Genomic DNA, 15,898 nt, shown 5'->3' with positions numbered 1-15,898 from the left:
GAATTTTAACTTTTTAAAAAATGCTGAAAGCCGAAAGACATAAATATATAATGACTAAGCTTGTTGAAGAACAGAGGGTTGTCACAACTGATTTGGCTTTGGCTTTGGATTTGTCAGAAGACACGATTAGAAGAGATTTAAACGAACTTGACAGCAAGAAACTACTGGAAAAGGTGTATGGCGGGGCAGTGCAGGTTAAAGAGAAATCGGCAAACGTTTTTGATATTCATATTTCAGATGAAGAAGAAAAGAAACAGATCGTAACAAAAGCGTTGTCATTATTGCGCGACGATCAAGTTATTATAATGAGTGGAGGAAGCACAAATTTGGTGTTTGCAAAACTTATTCCTTCCGATTTGAAAGCTACAATATATACGTATAGTCTTCCAATTGCAATGCAATTATCACAACATCCAAATATTGATTTGATATTTATTGGTGGAAAAATGCAGAAAAACGCAATGGTTACAATTGGTATGGATGTAATTCAGGTGGTGTCAAAAATTAAAGCAGATATTTGTTTTATCGGAGCGAGCAGCATTAATATAAAACAAGGACTTACAGAAATTGGTTATGAAGTCTCAATGGTTAAAAAAGCAATGATAGAAGCATCTGACAAGGTTGTGTCAATGTTTTCTTCGGATAAGTTAAATACCAAAATGGCACACGTTGTCTGTGATTTGAAGCAATTGGATACCATTGTGACAAATTTAAGCCCAGATGATATTCAATTAGAAGAATACCGAAAATCTGGTGTTTTTATCTTATAATTTGAAACCCAATCAAATTATTATGCGTTTTTATGCGTTATTTGAATTTAATTTTGTTAAAAAACGCAAAATAATGTAATTGTTTTGTTTTTTGTATCTATATTTGTTAAAACTAATTTTAACGATTTATAGATATAATATGAAAATCACTTTTTCTTTAGCGTAAAATATATCTAGGAAATTTGAAGAAACCCGATTTGAAAAAGATCATAATATGATTTTTAAAAATGTTGTGGTGGCTTCAAAAACTGCTGCCGGAGAAATAGGTGTTTGTCGTAATTCTATTTGTTGAATTAGGTTTGAAAGAAAAGAAAGCTAATAAAGTTTTCACACATTTTGATTATTGGTTAGTTATGAATCTGACGGTTTTTTATTCCGTCACGAAGCTTCGGGATAGAGGCCGTCAGGTTTAAGTAACACAATCAGAATAGATTTTTGAATTACCAACCAAAAGCAATACAACCAAATAAATGCCCGATTCTCTTCAATTAAAACAATTGTCTGATTCCTTAGAAGGGTCGCTTTTTTATGATGAACTTCATAAAAAACTGTACGCCACAGATGCTTCTGCTTACCGAATTATTCCAGAAGCCGTTGCTGTTCCTAAAACAGAAGAAGATATTGTCAAGATTATTCAATTTGCATCAAAAAATAAAATTTCAATAACACCAAGAACCGCCGGAACTTCATTAGCTGGACAAACGGTTGGCAACGGAATTATTGTAGATGTTTCAAAACATTTCACCAAAATTGTTGCTTTTGATGCCGAAAAGAAAACCGTTACGGTTCAGCCCGGAGTAATTCGCGATGAACTGAATTTATATTTAAAACCACACGGATTATTTTTTAGCCCCACAACTTCAACTACAAATCGCTGCATGATTGGCGGAATGGTTGGGAATAATTCGTCAGGAACTACGTCGATTCGTTACGGCGTTACTCGAGATAAAATTGTAGAAATCAAAGCTGTTTTGAGCGATGGAAGTATCGCGGTTTTTAAAGATTTAACTTCTGAGGAGTTTCTGGAAAAGACAAAAGGAGATTCTTTAGAAAGTAAAATCTACAAAACGATTTACGAGGAACTTTCGAATAAGGAAAATCAGGAAGAAATTACGAGGGAATTTCCAAAACCTGAAATTCACAGACGAAATACAGGTTATGCAATTGATGCGTTATTAAAATCGGAACTTTTTTCGGGAACTGAAAACACCATAAATTTAGGAAAGCTGCTTTGCGGAAGCGAAGGAACTCTCGCCTTTACAACCGAAATAACTTTAAAAGTAGATGATTTGCCGCCAACAAACAATATCATGGTTGTGGCACATTTTCATACGATTCAGGAAAGTTTAGAAGCGGTTGTTGTTGCAATGAAACATCATTTGTACACTTGTGAAATGATGGACGACACGATTTTAGATTGTACCAAAACCAATAGAGAACAAGCCAAAAATAGATTTTTTATTGTGGGCGAACCTAAAGCAGTTATTATGCTTGAAGTCGGTTCCCATAGTAGCATGGAAGATGCAGAATTGCAGGCAGATGCTTTGATTAAAGATCTTCAGGATAATAATTTTGGCTACGCATTGCCTAAAATTTACGGTGCCGATATTGATAAAGTAAATGATGTTCGAAAAGCTGGTCTCGGACTTTTAGGAAGTATTGTTGGCGATGACAAAGCAGCCGATTCTATCGAAGATACTGCAGTTGAATTAAGCGATTTACCAAATTATATTGCCGATTTTGCTGCGATGATGGAAAGACACGGACAAAGTGCAATTTATTACGCACATGCCGGTGCCGGAGAATTGCATTTACGTCCGAAGATAAATTTAAAGACAAAAGAAGGATTGCATCAGTTTAGAAATTTATCGACTGAAGTGGCTCATTTGGTTAAAAAATACAGAGGTTCGTTAAGCGGTGAACATGGTGACGGAATTCTACGAGGCGAGTTTCTGCCTTTTATGATTGGGGATAAAAACTATGAATTGCTCAAACGAATAAAAAAAGCATTTGACCCAAATACGATTTTGAACGTTGGGAAAATTGTAAACGCTTCAAAAATGGATGAAAATCTTCGTTTTGAAGCAGGAAGAATTGAACCAGAAATAAAAACGATTCAGGATTTCTCAGACAGTTTGGGGATTTTAAGAGCGGCGGAAAAATGCAACGGCTCTGGAGATTGCCGTAAAATGCCATCAGCAGGCGGAACTTTATGTCCGAGTTATCGCGCGACCCGAAACGAAAAAGATACAACTCGTGCCAGAGCCAATGCTTTGAGAGAATATTTGACCAATTCTGAAAAAGAAAATAAATTCGACCACGAAGAATTATATAAAGTTTTTGAGTTGTGCGTAAGCTGTAAAGCGTGCGCCAGCGAGTGCCCAAGCAATGTTGATGTGGCAACTTTAAAAGCAGAATTTTTATATCAATATCAAAAAGCAAACGGATTTTCGGTTCGAAACAAAATATTTGCTTTCAATTCAAAATTAAATAAACTGGGAAGTATCGTTCCGTCGATGACCAATTTTGTTTCCAATTTGTCTTTGGTCAAAAAAAGCATGGGAATTGCGCCAAAAAGACAAGTTCCAATGTTGGCGCCAAAAACCTTCAAAAAATGGTACGAAAAAAATAAAAAATCGGCAGAAAATAATTCGTTTAAAAACGGAAAAGTATATCTGTTTTGTGATGAATTTACCAATTATTACGATGTTACTGTTGGTATCGATGCCTACGAACTACTAACCGCTTTAGGATATGAAGTCATTATTACAGATCATGAAGAAAGCGGAAGAGCTTTTATTTCTAAAGGTTTTCTGGAAGAAGCGCAGGAAATCGCAAATAAAAATGTGACAATTTTCAAAGATTTGATTTCTGAAAATATTCCATTAATCGGAATCGAACCTTCTGCAATATTGACTTTTAGAGACGAATATCTTCGATTAGCAAAAGACAAGGAAAGTGCTGAAAAACTCTCAAAAAATGTTTTTACTGTCGAGGAGTTTTTCAAAAGAGAAATTACATCGGGAAAAATTCATTCTGGACAATTTTCTGATGTAGAAAAAACAATAAAAATTCACGGACACTGTCATCAAAAGTCATTAAGTACTGTTGAAGCTTCATTTGCAATGCTGAATTTGCCGAAAAACAGTTCGGTTACGATTTATAATTCGGGTTGTTGCGGAATGGCAGGTTCATTTGGATATGAAAAAGAGCATTACGAAATCAGTATGCAAATGGGCGAAGATACTTTGTTTCCAAAAATTCGTGCAACTGAAGCTACGACAGCAATTGCGGCTGCGGGAACAAGCTGTCGCCATCAAATTTTTGACGGGACAAACAGAAAAGCAATGCATCCGGTTAGTATTTTAAGAGATTGCTTGAAATAGGTTTTTTTTAGAGGTTCAAAGGTGCAAAGAGGTAGAGGTTCAAAGGTTTTTGTAGAGGTGTAATTTTTTTTTCGTCTAAAGATGAAAACATTTTATATAAAGAGATTGTGTGTTGCAATTTTGTGAATTCAAAAAAGTGGTACATAAATTTTGGTTGGTTACCAGTCCTAACAGGTTTCTATGGCCTGTTAGGAATTTTTTAGAAATTTTTATTAGCCACATTAAAGGATTAAAATGATTTTGTTGTCAAGAATTACCAAGAATTAAATCTGCTAATCTGCCAAATCTGCGAGATAAAAAAACACAAAGATGAATCGTAGAGATGCACAGCAGTGCATCTAACACAACGTAACCACAACGCAACCACAATAGAATTTTAAAAAAGGTTCAATAAATAAAAAAAATACCAATGAAAAATCTATTTTTAAGAATATTATTGCTTTTCATAATTGCTTCCGGATTTTCTCAAAATGCAGAAAAATCTGAAAATATTAAGTTTGTACAGCTGACTGATTTACATGTTTCGGTGGGAAATGACAATGATTTTTTATTACAGAATATCGTAAAAGAAATCAATAACTCTGATAATGAATTTGTGGTTGTAACGGGAGATTTGACCAATCGCGGTGCCGATGACGAGCTAAAAGAAGTTCATTCGATACTTTCTCAATTGAAAAAACCGTATTATGTAATTTCCGGAAATCACGAAACCAACTGGAGCGAAAGTGCCGGTTTGACGTATAAAAAAATATTCGGCGAAGATAAATTTGTGTTTTCAAAAGGCGATTATCTTTTTATCGGTTTTCCGTGTGGGCCTTACATGAAAATGGGAGATGGTTTCGTAAAACACGAAGATGTTCTTTGGCTTGATAAAACCTTAAAAGACAGTCTAAAAGGCAATAATAAAAAAGTGCTGAATTTTGCTCATTATCCGTTGGACAATAGCGTGAGCAATTATAAAGAAGTGCTTTCGGTTTTACAAAAATATCCAACAGTTGCTACTTTCTGTGGTCACGGACACACTTTAAGAAAATATGATTTCTCTGGTTTGAGTGGTCCGATGGGAACTTCGATAACTTCGCTTGACGGAAAAAAAAAAAGTTATAATGAGTTGATCATCAGTAAAGACAGTATCAGCATCTATCAAAAAGAAATAGATAAACCGGGAGTTTTTAGATTTTCGCTTCCGTCAAAACCTTCAAAGATTACAATTCCGAAAGATAGTGTGACATTTCAAGCTCCTTTCTTAAAAGATATTGCATCCATTTACAGCCTTCCAGTATTTGATAAAAAGAATATTTATTTTACGAATTCAATTGGGCAAATACAATCGGTTAATCTGAAAAATAAAAGTGTGAACTGGAAAACTGAAACAGGGAATTCGATTTATTTTTCACCAATAATTGTAAAAAATAATTTAGTTATTGGAACAATAGAAGGAAGCTTATTAGGTTTTGATACACAATCTGGTAAACAAAAATGGACAATTCCAGTTGGAGGTGTTTTGGTAGGTTCGCCAATTGCAGAAAATAATAAAGTTTATACAGCCAGTTCTAAAGCATTTATTTGTGCAGATGCAGTTACTGGCAAAGTAATTTGGCAGAATAATTTGCCAATGTCTTACTCACAGGGAACGCCGCTGATTCAAGGCGATAAAATAATTTTTGGTGTTTGGGATTCGTATATTTATTGCCTGAATAAAAACACAGGAAATCTGATCTGGAAATGGAATAATGGCAATGACACACAAATTCTGTATTCTGCAGGAAATGTAAATATGGTTTCATCAAAAAACAGACTTTATTTTGTTACGCCTCAACGTTTCTTGACCGTTTTAGATATTGAAACAGGCAAGACGCTTTTAAGAACTCAAAAGTGGAAAATCAGAGAATCGATGGGTAAAAGCCAGGACGGAAAATGGTTTTATGGCAAAACAATGGACGGTTTGTTGGTAAGAGTGCCACTTAATGACGACATTGAATTGACTGAAGAAAGTTTTGTAAACCAAAGTAAAGTTCTGGATTTAAAGCTTGGATATGAGCACAATCCGGCAGGAATATTAGAAAAAAACAATAAAATTTATATCGGAAGCCGAAAAGGAGAAGTTATAATTGTCGATGCTGCTAAATTTGAAATTATAAAACAAATCAATCTAGGAAGTTCAAGCATTAATGGTTTTACGGTTGATGATAAAGGACAAATTTGGGCATCACTAATTGAAGGCGGAATCTTTTTATTGGAGTAATTTTTAAGATTTTTTTCTCTAGCAGACAGATTTTCTCGCAAAGTCGCGAAGTCGCAAAGTTTTTTTAAGCTTTTAATAATGCTTTGCGGCTTCGCGTCTTTGCGAGATTAAAAAGAAAATTTGGCGAACCTTGCGTAAATCTTAGCTCCCGATAGCTATCGGGATTGCGGTTAAATTATTCAACAACAATTAGCTAATCAAAAATACAATTACATGAAAAGTCTAAAAATCATAATCCTAGTACTGCTGTTTCAGATGAAACTTTTCAGTCAGGAATCGCCAAAAAGAGAAATGCGTGCGGCTTGGATATCGACCGTTGACAATATCGATTGGCCATCAAAACCGGGATTATCAGACAAGGAAATGAAAGCCGAAATGATTTCTATTTTGGATAATTTACGATCGAATAATTTGAATACCGTAATTTTTCAAATTCGCCCAACTGCCGATGCGTATTACAAATCAACAAAAGAACCTTCATCGCATTGGATAACAGGAATTCAAGGCGTTGCTCCGGGATTTGATCCGTTGCAAATGATGATTGATGAAGCCGGAAAAAGAGGGATGAATGTGCATGTTTGGCTGAATCCGTATCGTGTGCAAAAAGATACTTTAAAAGATGTATTGACTAAATCACACTTATTTTTTAAGAAGCCAGAATTATTTTTAACATACGGAAAATCAAGGTATTTTAATCCGGGTTATAAAGAAACGAGAGATTTTGTTTCGTCTGTAGTGGGCGAAATTGTTCGAAATTATGATATTCAGGCCGTTCACATGGACGATTATTTTTATCCTTATAAAATTGCAGGACAAGAATTTCCAGATGAAAAAGCTTTTGCAAAAGAACCGCGCCAGTTTAAAGATAAAGACGATTGGCGAAGAGACAATGTCGATTTGATTATCAAACAAATTCGAGATACCATAATTGCCAATAAGCCGGAAGTTGAATTCGGAATTTCACCTTTTGGCGTTTGGCGCAATATTGCTAAAGATTCTGATGGATCAAATACTAAGGCAGGAGCGACCAATTATGACGATTTGTATGCGAATATTATAAAATGGCAAAAAGAAAACTGGATCGATTATGTAACGCCACAATTGTATTGGCACATTGGTTTTGACAAAGCCAATTTTGAGGTTTTGGCAAAATGGTGGGCATCGCACAAATTTGGAGCAAATGTTTATATCGGACATGGTGATTATAAAATTTCGAATAATGCCAAAGAACCAGAGTGGAAGAGTCCGGATCAAATCGTAAAACAGATAGAAATGATTCGGAAAATACCTCAAATTGATGGTTCCATGCATTTTACAGCAAACACATTCTTTAAAAAAGGAGACACGTTGCGAAATGCTCTCATTCAAAAGCCGTATAAATATATTGCCTTAACGCCTGAAGCAAACCGAATTACAAGAATAAAACCAGAGCCGCCAACAAGTGCTGTAGCTGTTAAAAAAGGAAGTTCAGCGATTTTAACTTGGAAGGCAGGTTTGAAGGACAAGAAGTATGTAATTTATAAATTCCCAAAAGGAAAAATTACCGATTTTTCTAATCCTGCAAATATTTATTACGTAACAACATCCACAAAATTAGAAGTTCAAAATGCTGATTTGGAGAATTATATCTACGCAATTTCTGCTTTGAGTCAGACTCAAACGGAAAGTGCGCCAATAGAATTTATAAAAAAAATAAAATAATGAAAAGAAGTTTATTGCTGATTGCTGTTTTTCTGATTTCTTTTAGTTCAGTACAAGCGCAAAATTTAAATTCGAAGCCGGTAAATGCAGTTGAGAAAAGCGAAGTATATATCGATTCGATGATGACAAACGCGCTTGAAAAAGGATTTTTTCCGGGAGCTCAAATTATAGTTGGAAATAAAGATGCTGTTGTAATTTCGAAAAACTATGGTTTTCACGATTATTCAAAAAAACAGGCTGTAAAATCAGATGATGTTTTTGATCTAGCCTCAATGTCTAAAGTTTTGGGGGCAACGTTAGTGACGATGCGTCTGGTTGGCGAAGGCAAAATGAATTTGAAAGATAAAGTAGGGGATGTTGTGCCGATATACAAAAATACACCAATTGCCGATTTAACCCTTTTTGAATTATTAACGCATACTTCAGGATTAAAAGCCAGTATTACTTTTTATCAAGATCTGCTTTCAACACCAGATGGATCACCTTTGTTAAGTAAAGACAAGTCAGCTGTTTATCCTGATTTGTTTGATACAATGTATGTGAGCAAGAATATCGTTTATGATGCTAATTATCTTTCTTTTACGCCGAAAGAAAATTGGGTTCAAGTTTATAAAAATATGTGGTTGAATCAAGAATTCTATAATTCGGTTTACAAGCAAATTTCGGTTGCAAATACCAATGTGCGAGGAAAATATGTTTACAGCGACCTGAATTTGATTTTGGTAAAACAAATGATCGAAGCCAAAACAGGTTCAAAATTAGATCAATTAGCGAAAGAAATTTATTCAGAATTAGGAATCTCAAAAATTGGCTATAATCCTTTAAAATGGACTTCAAACGAAAATGTAATGCCAACAGAATTGGATAATTTCTTCAGAAAAGATACTATTAAAGGATATGTTCATGATGAAGCGGCGGCGATTTTTGGTGGAGTTTCAGGCAACGCAGGTTTGTTTGCAAATGCACAATCGATCTCAGTGATCTGCCAAATGCTGTTGAATAATGGAAAATACAACGGCAAACAAATTCTGAAGGCAAATGTGATAAAAGAATTCAGAGATTCACCGCTCGCCAAAGAAGGGATTTACCGCGGACTTGGTTTTGATAAGCGAAAACCAGACGAGTTTTTTAAAGCAAATGATTTTGGTCATACAGGTTTTACCGGAACATTTTTCTTCATGAATCCAGACAATAATAGGTTTCTGATTATCCTGACCAATCGCGTAAACCCAACAAGAACAAACAGATTGATGTACAAGGATGATTTTAGTGCTAAAATTTGGAAACAAATTAATAATTAGAGTTAGCCATAAATTCACGAATTACTTCAAAATAAATTAGTGTAATTCAAAACTGTTTTTCACGTACAGATTTTCAAATTAATTCGTGAATTAGTGGCGGAAAAATAAATATTAAAAAACATAAAAAATGAAACAAGCAATTATCAATGGCATTATACATACCGGTGATGAAATAATTACTGATGATGCTATTATTATTGAGAACGGAAAGATTGTTTCAATACAAAATGAAATTCCGAATGATGTTGAGAAAATCGATTTAAAAGGAAAGCACATTGCAGCAGGTTTTATAGATATTCAAATAAATGGTGGCGAAAAATTCTATTTTAGCCAAACTCCAACCGAAGAAGCTATTGATGACATCTACAATTCTAGCCTTAAATATGGTACAACTCACGTGCTTCCTTGTTTGATATCGTCTTCTCACGAAACCATTCTGCAAGGAATTGAAGCGGTTCGCAATTACAGAAAAAAATATAATAATGGCGTAATCGGAATGCATTTAGAAGGACCTTTTTTGAATCCTCTAAAGCGTGGCGCACATAGTATAAGTCAGGTTCGAAAGCCTACAAATTCGGAGCTTGAAGAAATTATCAGACTCGGGAAAGATGTGATAAAAGTTATTACAATTGCACCCGAGTGTTTTACAGACGACCAATTAAATATGTTATTGGAAAGTGGGATTGTTATATCGGCAGGTCATTCGACAATGACACATAAAGAAGCACAATATTATTTTTCAAAAGGAATAAATTTAGTCACGCATTTGTTTAATGCAATGACGCAATTTGGGCATCGTGAACCCGGTTTAGTTGGTGCGGTTTTTGAAAATGAAAATGTGTATGCGCCAGTTATTTTAGACGGAGCGCATTGCGATTATGCGGCCGCAAAAGTGACGTACAAATTGAAACAAGAAAAATTATTTTTAATTTCTGATGCTGCCTTTTTAGGACGAAAAGTGGAAAGCTTTAAATGGGAAGATTTTGATGCTCATTTGGAAGATGGCTTTTACAGAAACAACGAAGGCAATTTAGCTGGCGCATCAATTTCGATGCAGGAAGCAGTGCAAAATGCTTATAAATATTTGAACGCTTCGACAGATGAGGCAATAAAAATGGCAACTTCTAGAGTAGCAAAAGCAATTGGTTTAGAAAAGCAATTAGGAAAAATAAAGCCGGGATTTCCGGCAAGTTTTGTGAAATTCGATGTTGATTTATCTGAAATTGAAACACTGAATTTTATTTAAAATAAACGATATCAAACAAAAAAAAGCTTCAGAGAGATCTGAAGCTTTTTTTGTTTCTTTTCTAAAGCGAATACTTAAAAATTAGTATTTACTTTTTTAGAACGATCTGCGATATAAGAGATCAACCAGATTACTTGTCCTTCTTTTACAAAGTATATTTTCTTTGATTGTAAATTCGGAATACTTTCAAGGCAAGTCACTAAAATGTTATTTGCCGAAATAAGATATTGTTGATCATAAGTGCTTAAAACCCTTGCAGCTTCTTTGTTAGTTTTTGCCATATTGCTAAACTTGACAAAGTTGTTTTTCAAAATTGCGTCATAATTGATTACATCTTCCAAGGTTAAAGGAATGTAGTGATCTTTTACATTTTCATCATAATAAAGCGTTGCAAAAGCCCATACAGCACCTCCGGATAAATACATTTTGTCTTTTTTCAATAAAAGCGGATTCGCGTCAAGCATTGCTTTTACTTTCTTGCGCAAAATAGGGTTAAAGTCAAAAGACTTTTCTTGATATGTTGACATATCGTTAGCTTGATTTGGATTCACCACCGTCTTTTTTACAGCATCAGTAAGTGTCATTGTACCAAAATCAAGTTCTAAAGGAATAAATGCAAGTTTGTCATTTTCTAGCTCGTCAATATAACCTCCTCTAGTTGTTTGAGCTCCAATATCAAGTAAAAAAGCGTTAGCATAATCAACAGGAGGCATAGCGCCTTTAACCAGTGTTTTAGCTTCTTCATCAACATTCAAAATATCAAGTTTTTTGTTGGTAAGTGTTGTGATTTTGCTTCTCAAAACTTCAACATTTCTTGCCGATGAAAAAACAGGCGCGGCAACAATAAAGATATTTTCTTCAAGAAGTTTAAAGTCAGTTTTGATTTTTTTCAATTGATCAACAACTGTAATGCTGATTTTGTTGATGTCTTCTTGTGGAAGTTCACCTTTCTCTGCGATGTGTGCCGCAAAATCAAGCCTTTCAGTAGCGAAGTACAAAATTTTATAATCCGCTTTTCTGATGTTGTTTACATCGATAACAGATACTTTGATTGCTCTTCGGCCAATTTCAATTCCAGCGTAAAGGCTTTTTTGAGAAAATGCGTTAAGAGTAAAGAATAAATTTAAAAGAATAAAAAATAAAATTTGGGGTTTGTTTTTTTTAATCATTGGATTTAATTGTTGTTGTTGTAATATAGTTTTGAATAATTGTGTACGATAATGATTTGATTGTATAATTAGTACCGAAAGTTGTTCTAGATTTTAGCTGTAGGGAGCATTTAAAAATCGAATGAGTTTAAGGTGTAGGTTGTTGTAGTGTTTATAGATTTGGCTTTTAATTTGGTGTTGCAAAAATCCGACATTTTGTTTGAAGAAAAAAGAACTTATATGTTTTTTTATTGTTACTATTTGAAGGATTATTGGGTTTAACGAAATTTTTCAATCAATGTCATAAAACTTCTGATTTTTTTCTTCTGATTTTCGGTAGAACTATAAACGGATAAAATCTGCGAATATTTTCCAAAGGATGTAAAAACAAAAAAGCTCCAGATTTCTCTGAAGCTTTTATTTTGTTTTGTAGTCCGTGGGGGAATCGAACCCCCCTTACCAGGATGAAAACCTGGCGTCCTAACCGATAGACGAACGGACCTGCTTTGTTATTGCGGGTGCAAAAGTGCAACTATTTTTGGAATGTACAAAACGTTTTTGCGAAAAATTTTTCAATTATTTTGAAAATGCTGAAATTCAGTATTTTGAAATTTGATATTTTTTGAATCGTATTTAAAAAAGAGCTCTTAAATGCGTTTAACTGAATAGAAATTTTGTTTTTTCTCTGAAATGACCCAAAACATTAAAAAAGATTGCTGCATAGTCGATAAATAATGACATATAATTCTGATTTTTTAAACTAGTAATGCTGACAAAAAGTTTAAAATTAAAAACTGATTTTGTATATTGTTCTGCTAAAATTTTAGATGCCAAGGAATTCATTTTAAAATTTCTGCTTTCAACGTTTTTCAATTCATTTTAATAGAAATTATCTAGATTATGAAAAAATCATTACTACTCTTTACCGCATTCTTAGCTTTAACAGCGTGCTCAAAACATGAAGGTAAAAAAAATACCGCGATCACCGGAATAGATTCCACATTAAAACCCGGAAATGATTTTTTTAGATATGTGAATGGCAAATGGTACGATTCAGTACCAATCCCAGCATCTCAAGCGGGAGTTGGTGTTTATATGTTTATGAATTATCCGCAACGAATGCGCCTGCAGGGTATATTGGACAGTATATCGAAAAGCGAAAATTCAACAGGAAGTGTAGCGCAAAAAGTCGGTGATTTCTATGCATCTGGTATGGATACTGTAACTATCGACAAGCGCGGTTATTCGCCTGTCAAACCTTTGCTTGCTAAAATTGATGCAATTAAAGACTTACCATCTTTAATGGACTTTGTGGTGAACGAAACAAAAGTAGGCAACTCTTCAATTATAGCTTTTGGAGTTTCGCCAGATGATAAAAACAGCAGTATGAATATTGCTCAACTTTATCAAACGGGGATCGGTTTGCCAGATAGAGATTATTATTTCAAAACAGATTCATCAACTGTTGCTATACAAGCAGCATACAAAAAATACCTTTCAACATTATTTCAGCAAACAGGCAGTAATGCCGAAGAGGCTAAAAAGAATGCAGATTTGGTTTATGGTATTGACAAACAACTTGCCACTTCGCACAGAACAAAAGTGGAGCTTCGAGATGTGCAAGCAAATTACAATAAAACCGCTGTTGCAGATCTTGTAAAAAAACATACAAACATAGATTGGACGATTTTTCTAAATAAATTAGGTGCCAAAACCGATTTCATTAATGTTGGCCAACCCGCTTATTATGATGCTCTTAATAAGCTTTTAAAAACTATTCCGGTTAATGATTGGAAAATTTACTTAAAGGCAAATTCTCTTGAAAGATATGCAGATGATTTAAGCAAACCTTTTGTAAATGCCTCATTTGAATATACTAAAGTCCTTTCTGGTCAAGCGGTTCAAAAAACACGTGGCGAAAAAATGGCGAATGTCATTGATAATTACTTGGGCGAAGCGCTAGGGGAATTGTACGTCAAGAAATATTTTTCGGAAGATGCTAAAAAACGGATGTTGGTTCTCGTGAATAATTTGCAAAAAGCATACGGAAAAAGAATCGACAAACTGGAATGGATGAGTCCAGCTACGAAACAAAAAGCCAAAGAAAAGTTGTTTGCTATTACCAAGAAAATAGGATATCCAGATAAATGGAGAGATTATAGCAATGTAAATATTGCTAGGAATGCCTATTTTGAGAATGTGGTTTCGGCTTCTACAGCTGCGTATCAATTTCAATTGGCGAAATTGGGCAAGCCTGTCGATAAATCAGAATGGTATACTACAGTTCCAACAGTTACTGCGTATAACAACCCAACTGCAAATGAAATTGTATTTCCTGCAGGTATTTTGCAACCTCCATATTTTGATAACAATGCAGATGATGCACTTAATTATGGCGGTATCGGAATGGTGATAGGTCACGAAATTACCCATACTTTTGATGATCAAGGTGCGCAATATGACAAAGATGGAAACTTGAAAAACTGGTGGACAAAAGAAGATTATGCACAGTTTAAGTCAAGAATACAACAAGTTATTAATTTATATAGCACTTATACTGTTCTAGGAGATCTGCATATTAATGGTGCAATGACTGTTGGTGAAAACACAGCAGATATTGCAGGCTTAGCAGTTGCTTACGACGCCTTTAAAATGACTGAACAAGGAAAAGGAAACGAAAAAATCGATGGTTTTACGCCAGATCAGCGCTTCTTTATTTCTTTGGCTAAAATATGGAGAGTAAAAATGAAAGACGAATTTCTGCGTTTATGGGTCAATAATAACCCGCATTCTACACCAAACTGGCGCGTTAATGGTACGCTAATGAATACAACACCTTTTTACAATGCATTTAATGTAAAACCGGGAGACAAAATGTATTTGCCAGAGAAGGATAGGATAACGATTTGGTAATTCGATTTTTCAACATTTATTGCCTCATTTAGCAAATAGAAAAAAGCTTCAGAGAAATCTGAAGCTTTTTTTTTGGTAGCCTTAACGGGACAATTCACGAACTCGATTGCTCCAATATATAGGCAACGATAGCGCAGATTTGCAATCTGTGCCCGTATAGTGAAGCTCGTGTAGGTTATACGAGTACAAGTTGTTGTTTTATTGTATAAAAAGTGATTATTTACAATCTTTGTGGGCACAAATTGCAAATCTGCGCTAACGATTGAGGTTAGACCTGTGCAATCGGGAGCTTTTACAGTCTTATGATTTACCACTCATTTTCTTGCTCTAAAGGTGTATTAAGAATTTTCTCGATCATCAAAATCTTCTTTGGCATTTCAGAATAAATAAAGTCTTTAATTTCTATCCATTTTCTTTTACGAAATTTTAAGTAATCTTTGTCAGTATGAGGGTATTCTTTGTCTTCAGTAATCGCTCCCATAGATATACCCATACCCGTATGTGTAATATTATCTATTAATACTTTGCATCGTCCTTTTTTAAAAAATACATTAATGTTAAAATCAATCACACCATTAGCGCTATTCATAAACTCATTTTTATTATAGCGCATCTCTTGCTTAATTTTAATAACTCCATTTTCTTTATCAGATTGAATAATGTTTTTATTAAAATTATTTTGTCCTCCATAATAATCAATCAATTTAGTATTAAGTCTCTCGAAAAGAATTTCTTTTGATTTCGTAGAGTCGACTTGAACAATTTTTTCAAAAACTAAAGATTGCGAAAAACAATTACATGAAATTGTTAAAACAAATAAGAGAATTATTAATGATGTTTTTCTCATTGCAGTAAAATTTATTTATATCAAATATAAAAAGATAAATATTGCTATAAATAAAAAACACCACTTGTTGAAGTGGTGTTTTTATTTAGTAGCCCTAACGGGACAATTCTCGAACCATTTTACAAATGATTTAAGAAAAATTAATCAGTTGTATTATTAAACACGAACCTAATTTGACGTATATCAGTTTGCATTAATAGTTTTATTTCTATTTAAATTTTTTTATTCTTTTTAAAATATAACATCTAATACCAAAATCTTTTTGATTTTCTTATTGGAGTTCAAAGAATTGATTGTTCAAAAGAATTCTTTTTAAGATCGAGTTTAATTGTTTGTTATGG

General features: G+C 34.0%; 9 protein-coding genes and 1 tRNA gene. 7 read left to right on the top strand and 3 right to left on the bottom strand.

Features of this window, described 5'->3' with window-relative positions:
- Positions 1–20: 20 nt before the first annotated feature.
- The 6 genes from FND99_RS13210 to nagA all read left to right on the top strand — a co-directional run bounded on the left by FND99_RS13210 (position 21) and on the right by nagA (position 10,649).
- Positions 21–770 carry a DeoR/GlpR family DNA-binding transcription regulator gene (locus FND99_RS13210; protein WP_144338421.1) on the top strand — a complete coding sequence of 250 codons (750 nt, stop codon included), beginning with the start codon at positions 21–23 and terminating at the stop codon, positions 768–770.
- Positions 771–1,240: 470 nt separating this feature from the next.
- Positions 1,241–4,156 carry an FAD-binding and (Fe-S)-binding domain-containing protein gene (locus FND99_RS13205; protein WP_144338420.1) on the top strand — a complete coding sequence of 972 codons (2,916 nt, stop codon included), beginning with the start codon at positions 1,241–1,243 and terminating at the stop codon, positions 4,154–4,156.
- 409 nt (positions 4,157–4,565) lie between these two features.
- Positions 4,566–6,401: an outer membrane protein assembly factor BamB family protein gene (locus tag FND99_RS13200; RefSeq protein ID WP_144338419.1), complete on the top strand. Its 1,836-nt coding sequence runs from the start codon at positions 4,566–4,568 to the stop codon at positions 6,399–6,401.
- 213 nt (positions 6,402–6,614) lie between these two features.
- The gene (locus FND99_RS13195; protein ID WP_144338418.1) at positions 6,615–8,102 is read left to right on the top strand and encodes a glycoside hydrolase family 10 protein; all 1,488 of its coding nucleotides are present in this window, start codon (positions 6,615–6,617) and stop codon (positions 8,100–8,102) included.
- On the top strand, positions 8,102–9,403 hold the full coding sequence (locus FND99_RS13190) for a serine hydrolase domain-containing protein (RefSeq protein WP_144338417.1): 1,302 nt from the start codon (positions 8,102–8,104) through the stop codon (positions 9,401–9,403). The genes FND99_RS13195 and FND99_RS13190 overlap by 1 nt, the downstream gene beginning before the upstream one ends.
- Before the next feature lie 127 nt (positions 9,404–9,530).
- Entirely contained in the window at positions 9,531–10,649 is a 1,119-nt protein-coding gene (gene nagA / locus FND99_RS13185; protein WP_144338416.1) for an N-acetylglucosamine-6-phosphate deacetylase, read from the top strand.
- A gap of 74 nt (positions 10,650–10,723) precedes the next feature.
- Here nagA and FND99_RS13180 read toward each other — a convergent pair whose 3' ends face one another.
- Complete coding sequence (locus FND99_RS13180) at positions 10,724–11,818, bottom strand: Ppx/GppA phosphatase family protein (protein WP_144338415.1); 1,095 nt, start codon at positions 11,816–11,818, stop codon at positions 10,724–10,726.
- A gap of 409 nt (positions 11,819–12,227) precedes the next feature.
- Positions 12,228–12,299: transfer RNA gene (locus FND99_RS13175), tRNA-Glu, on the bottom strand.
- Between the two features lie 398 nt (positions 12,300–12,697).
- On the opposite strand from FND99_RS13175, the gene FND99_RS13170 reads away from it, so the two are divergent.
- Positions 12,698–14,710: a M13 family metallopeptidase gene (locus FND99_RS13170; protein WP_144338414.1), complete on the top strand. Its 2,013-nt coding sequence runs from the start codon at positions 12,698–12,700 to the stop codon at positions 14,708–14,710.
- 307 nt (positions 14,711–15,017) lie between these two features.
- Here the strand turns inward: FND99_RS13170 and FND99_RS13165 are convergent, their stop codons facing one another.
- Positions 15,018–15,557, bottom strand: coding sequence for a DUF4468 domain-containing protein (locus FND99_RS13165; RefSeq protein WP_144338413.1), 540 nt, complete (start codon positions 15,555–15,557; stop codon positions 15,018–15,020).
- Between the last annotated feature and the right edge of the window lie 341 nt (positions 15,558–15,898).

The organism is Flavobacterium daemonense, assembly GCF_007341385.1.
Classification (GTDB): domain Bacteria; phylum Bacteroidota; class Bacteroidia; order Flavobacteriales; family Flavobacteriaceae; genus Flavobacterium; species Flavobacterium daemonense.
This window is presented reverse-complemented; position numbering and strand designations above follow the sequence as displayed.

What these genes read in the sequence shown, in the direction of transcription:
- FND99_RS13210 (WP_144338421.1), top strand. Translation starts at nt 21, where the DNA reads ATGCTGAAAGCCGAAAGACATAAATATATAATGACTAAGCTTGTTGAA.
- FND99_RS13205 (WP_144338420.1), top strand. Translation starts at nt 1,241, where the DNA reads ATGCCCGATTCTCTTCAATTAAAACAATTGTCTGATTCCTTAGAAGGG.
- FND99_RS13200 (WP_144338419.1), top strand. Translation starts at nt 4,566, where the DNA reads ATGAAAAATCTATTTTTAAGAATATTATTGCTTTTCATAATTGCTTCC.
- FND99_RS13195 (WP_144338418.1), top strand. Translation starts at nt 6,615, where the DNA reads ATGAAAAGTCTAAAAATCATAATCCTAGTACTGCTGTTTCAGATGAAA.
- FND99_RS13190 (WP_144338417.1), top strand. Translation starts at nt 8,102, where the DNA reads ATGAAAAGAAGTTTATTGCTGATTGCTGTTTTTCTGATTTCTTTTAGT.
- nagA (WP_144338416.1), top strand. Translation starts at nt 9,531, where the DNA reads ATGAAACAAGCAATTATCAATGGCATTATACATACCGGTGATGAAATA.
- FND99_RS13180 (WP_144338415.1), bottom strand. Translation starts at nt 11,818, where the DNA reads ATGATTAAAAAAAACAAACCCCAAATTTTATTTTTTATTCTTTTAAAT.
- FND99_RS13170 (WP_144338414.1), top strand. Translation starts at nt 12,698, where the DNA reads ATGAAAAAATCATTACTACTCTTTACCGCATTCTTAGCTTTAACAGCG.
- FND99_RS13165 (WP_144338413.1), bottom strand. Translation starts at nt 15,557, where the DNA reads ATGAGAAAAACATCATTAATAATTCTCTTATTTGTTTTAACAATTTCA.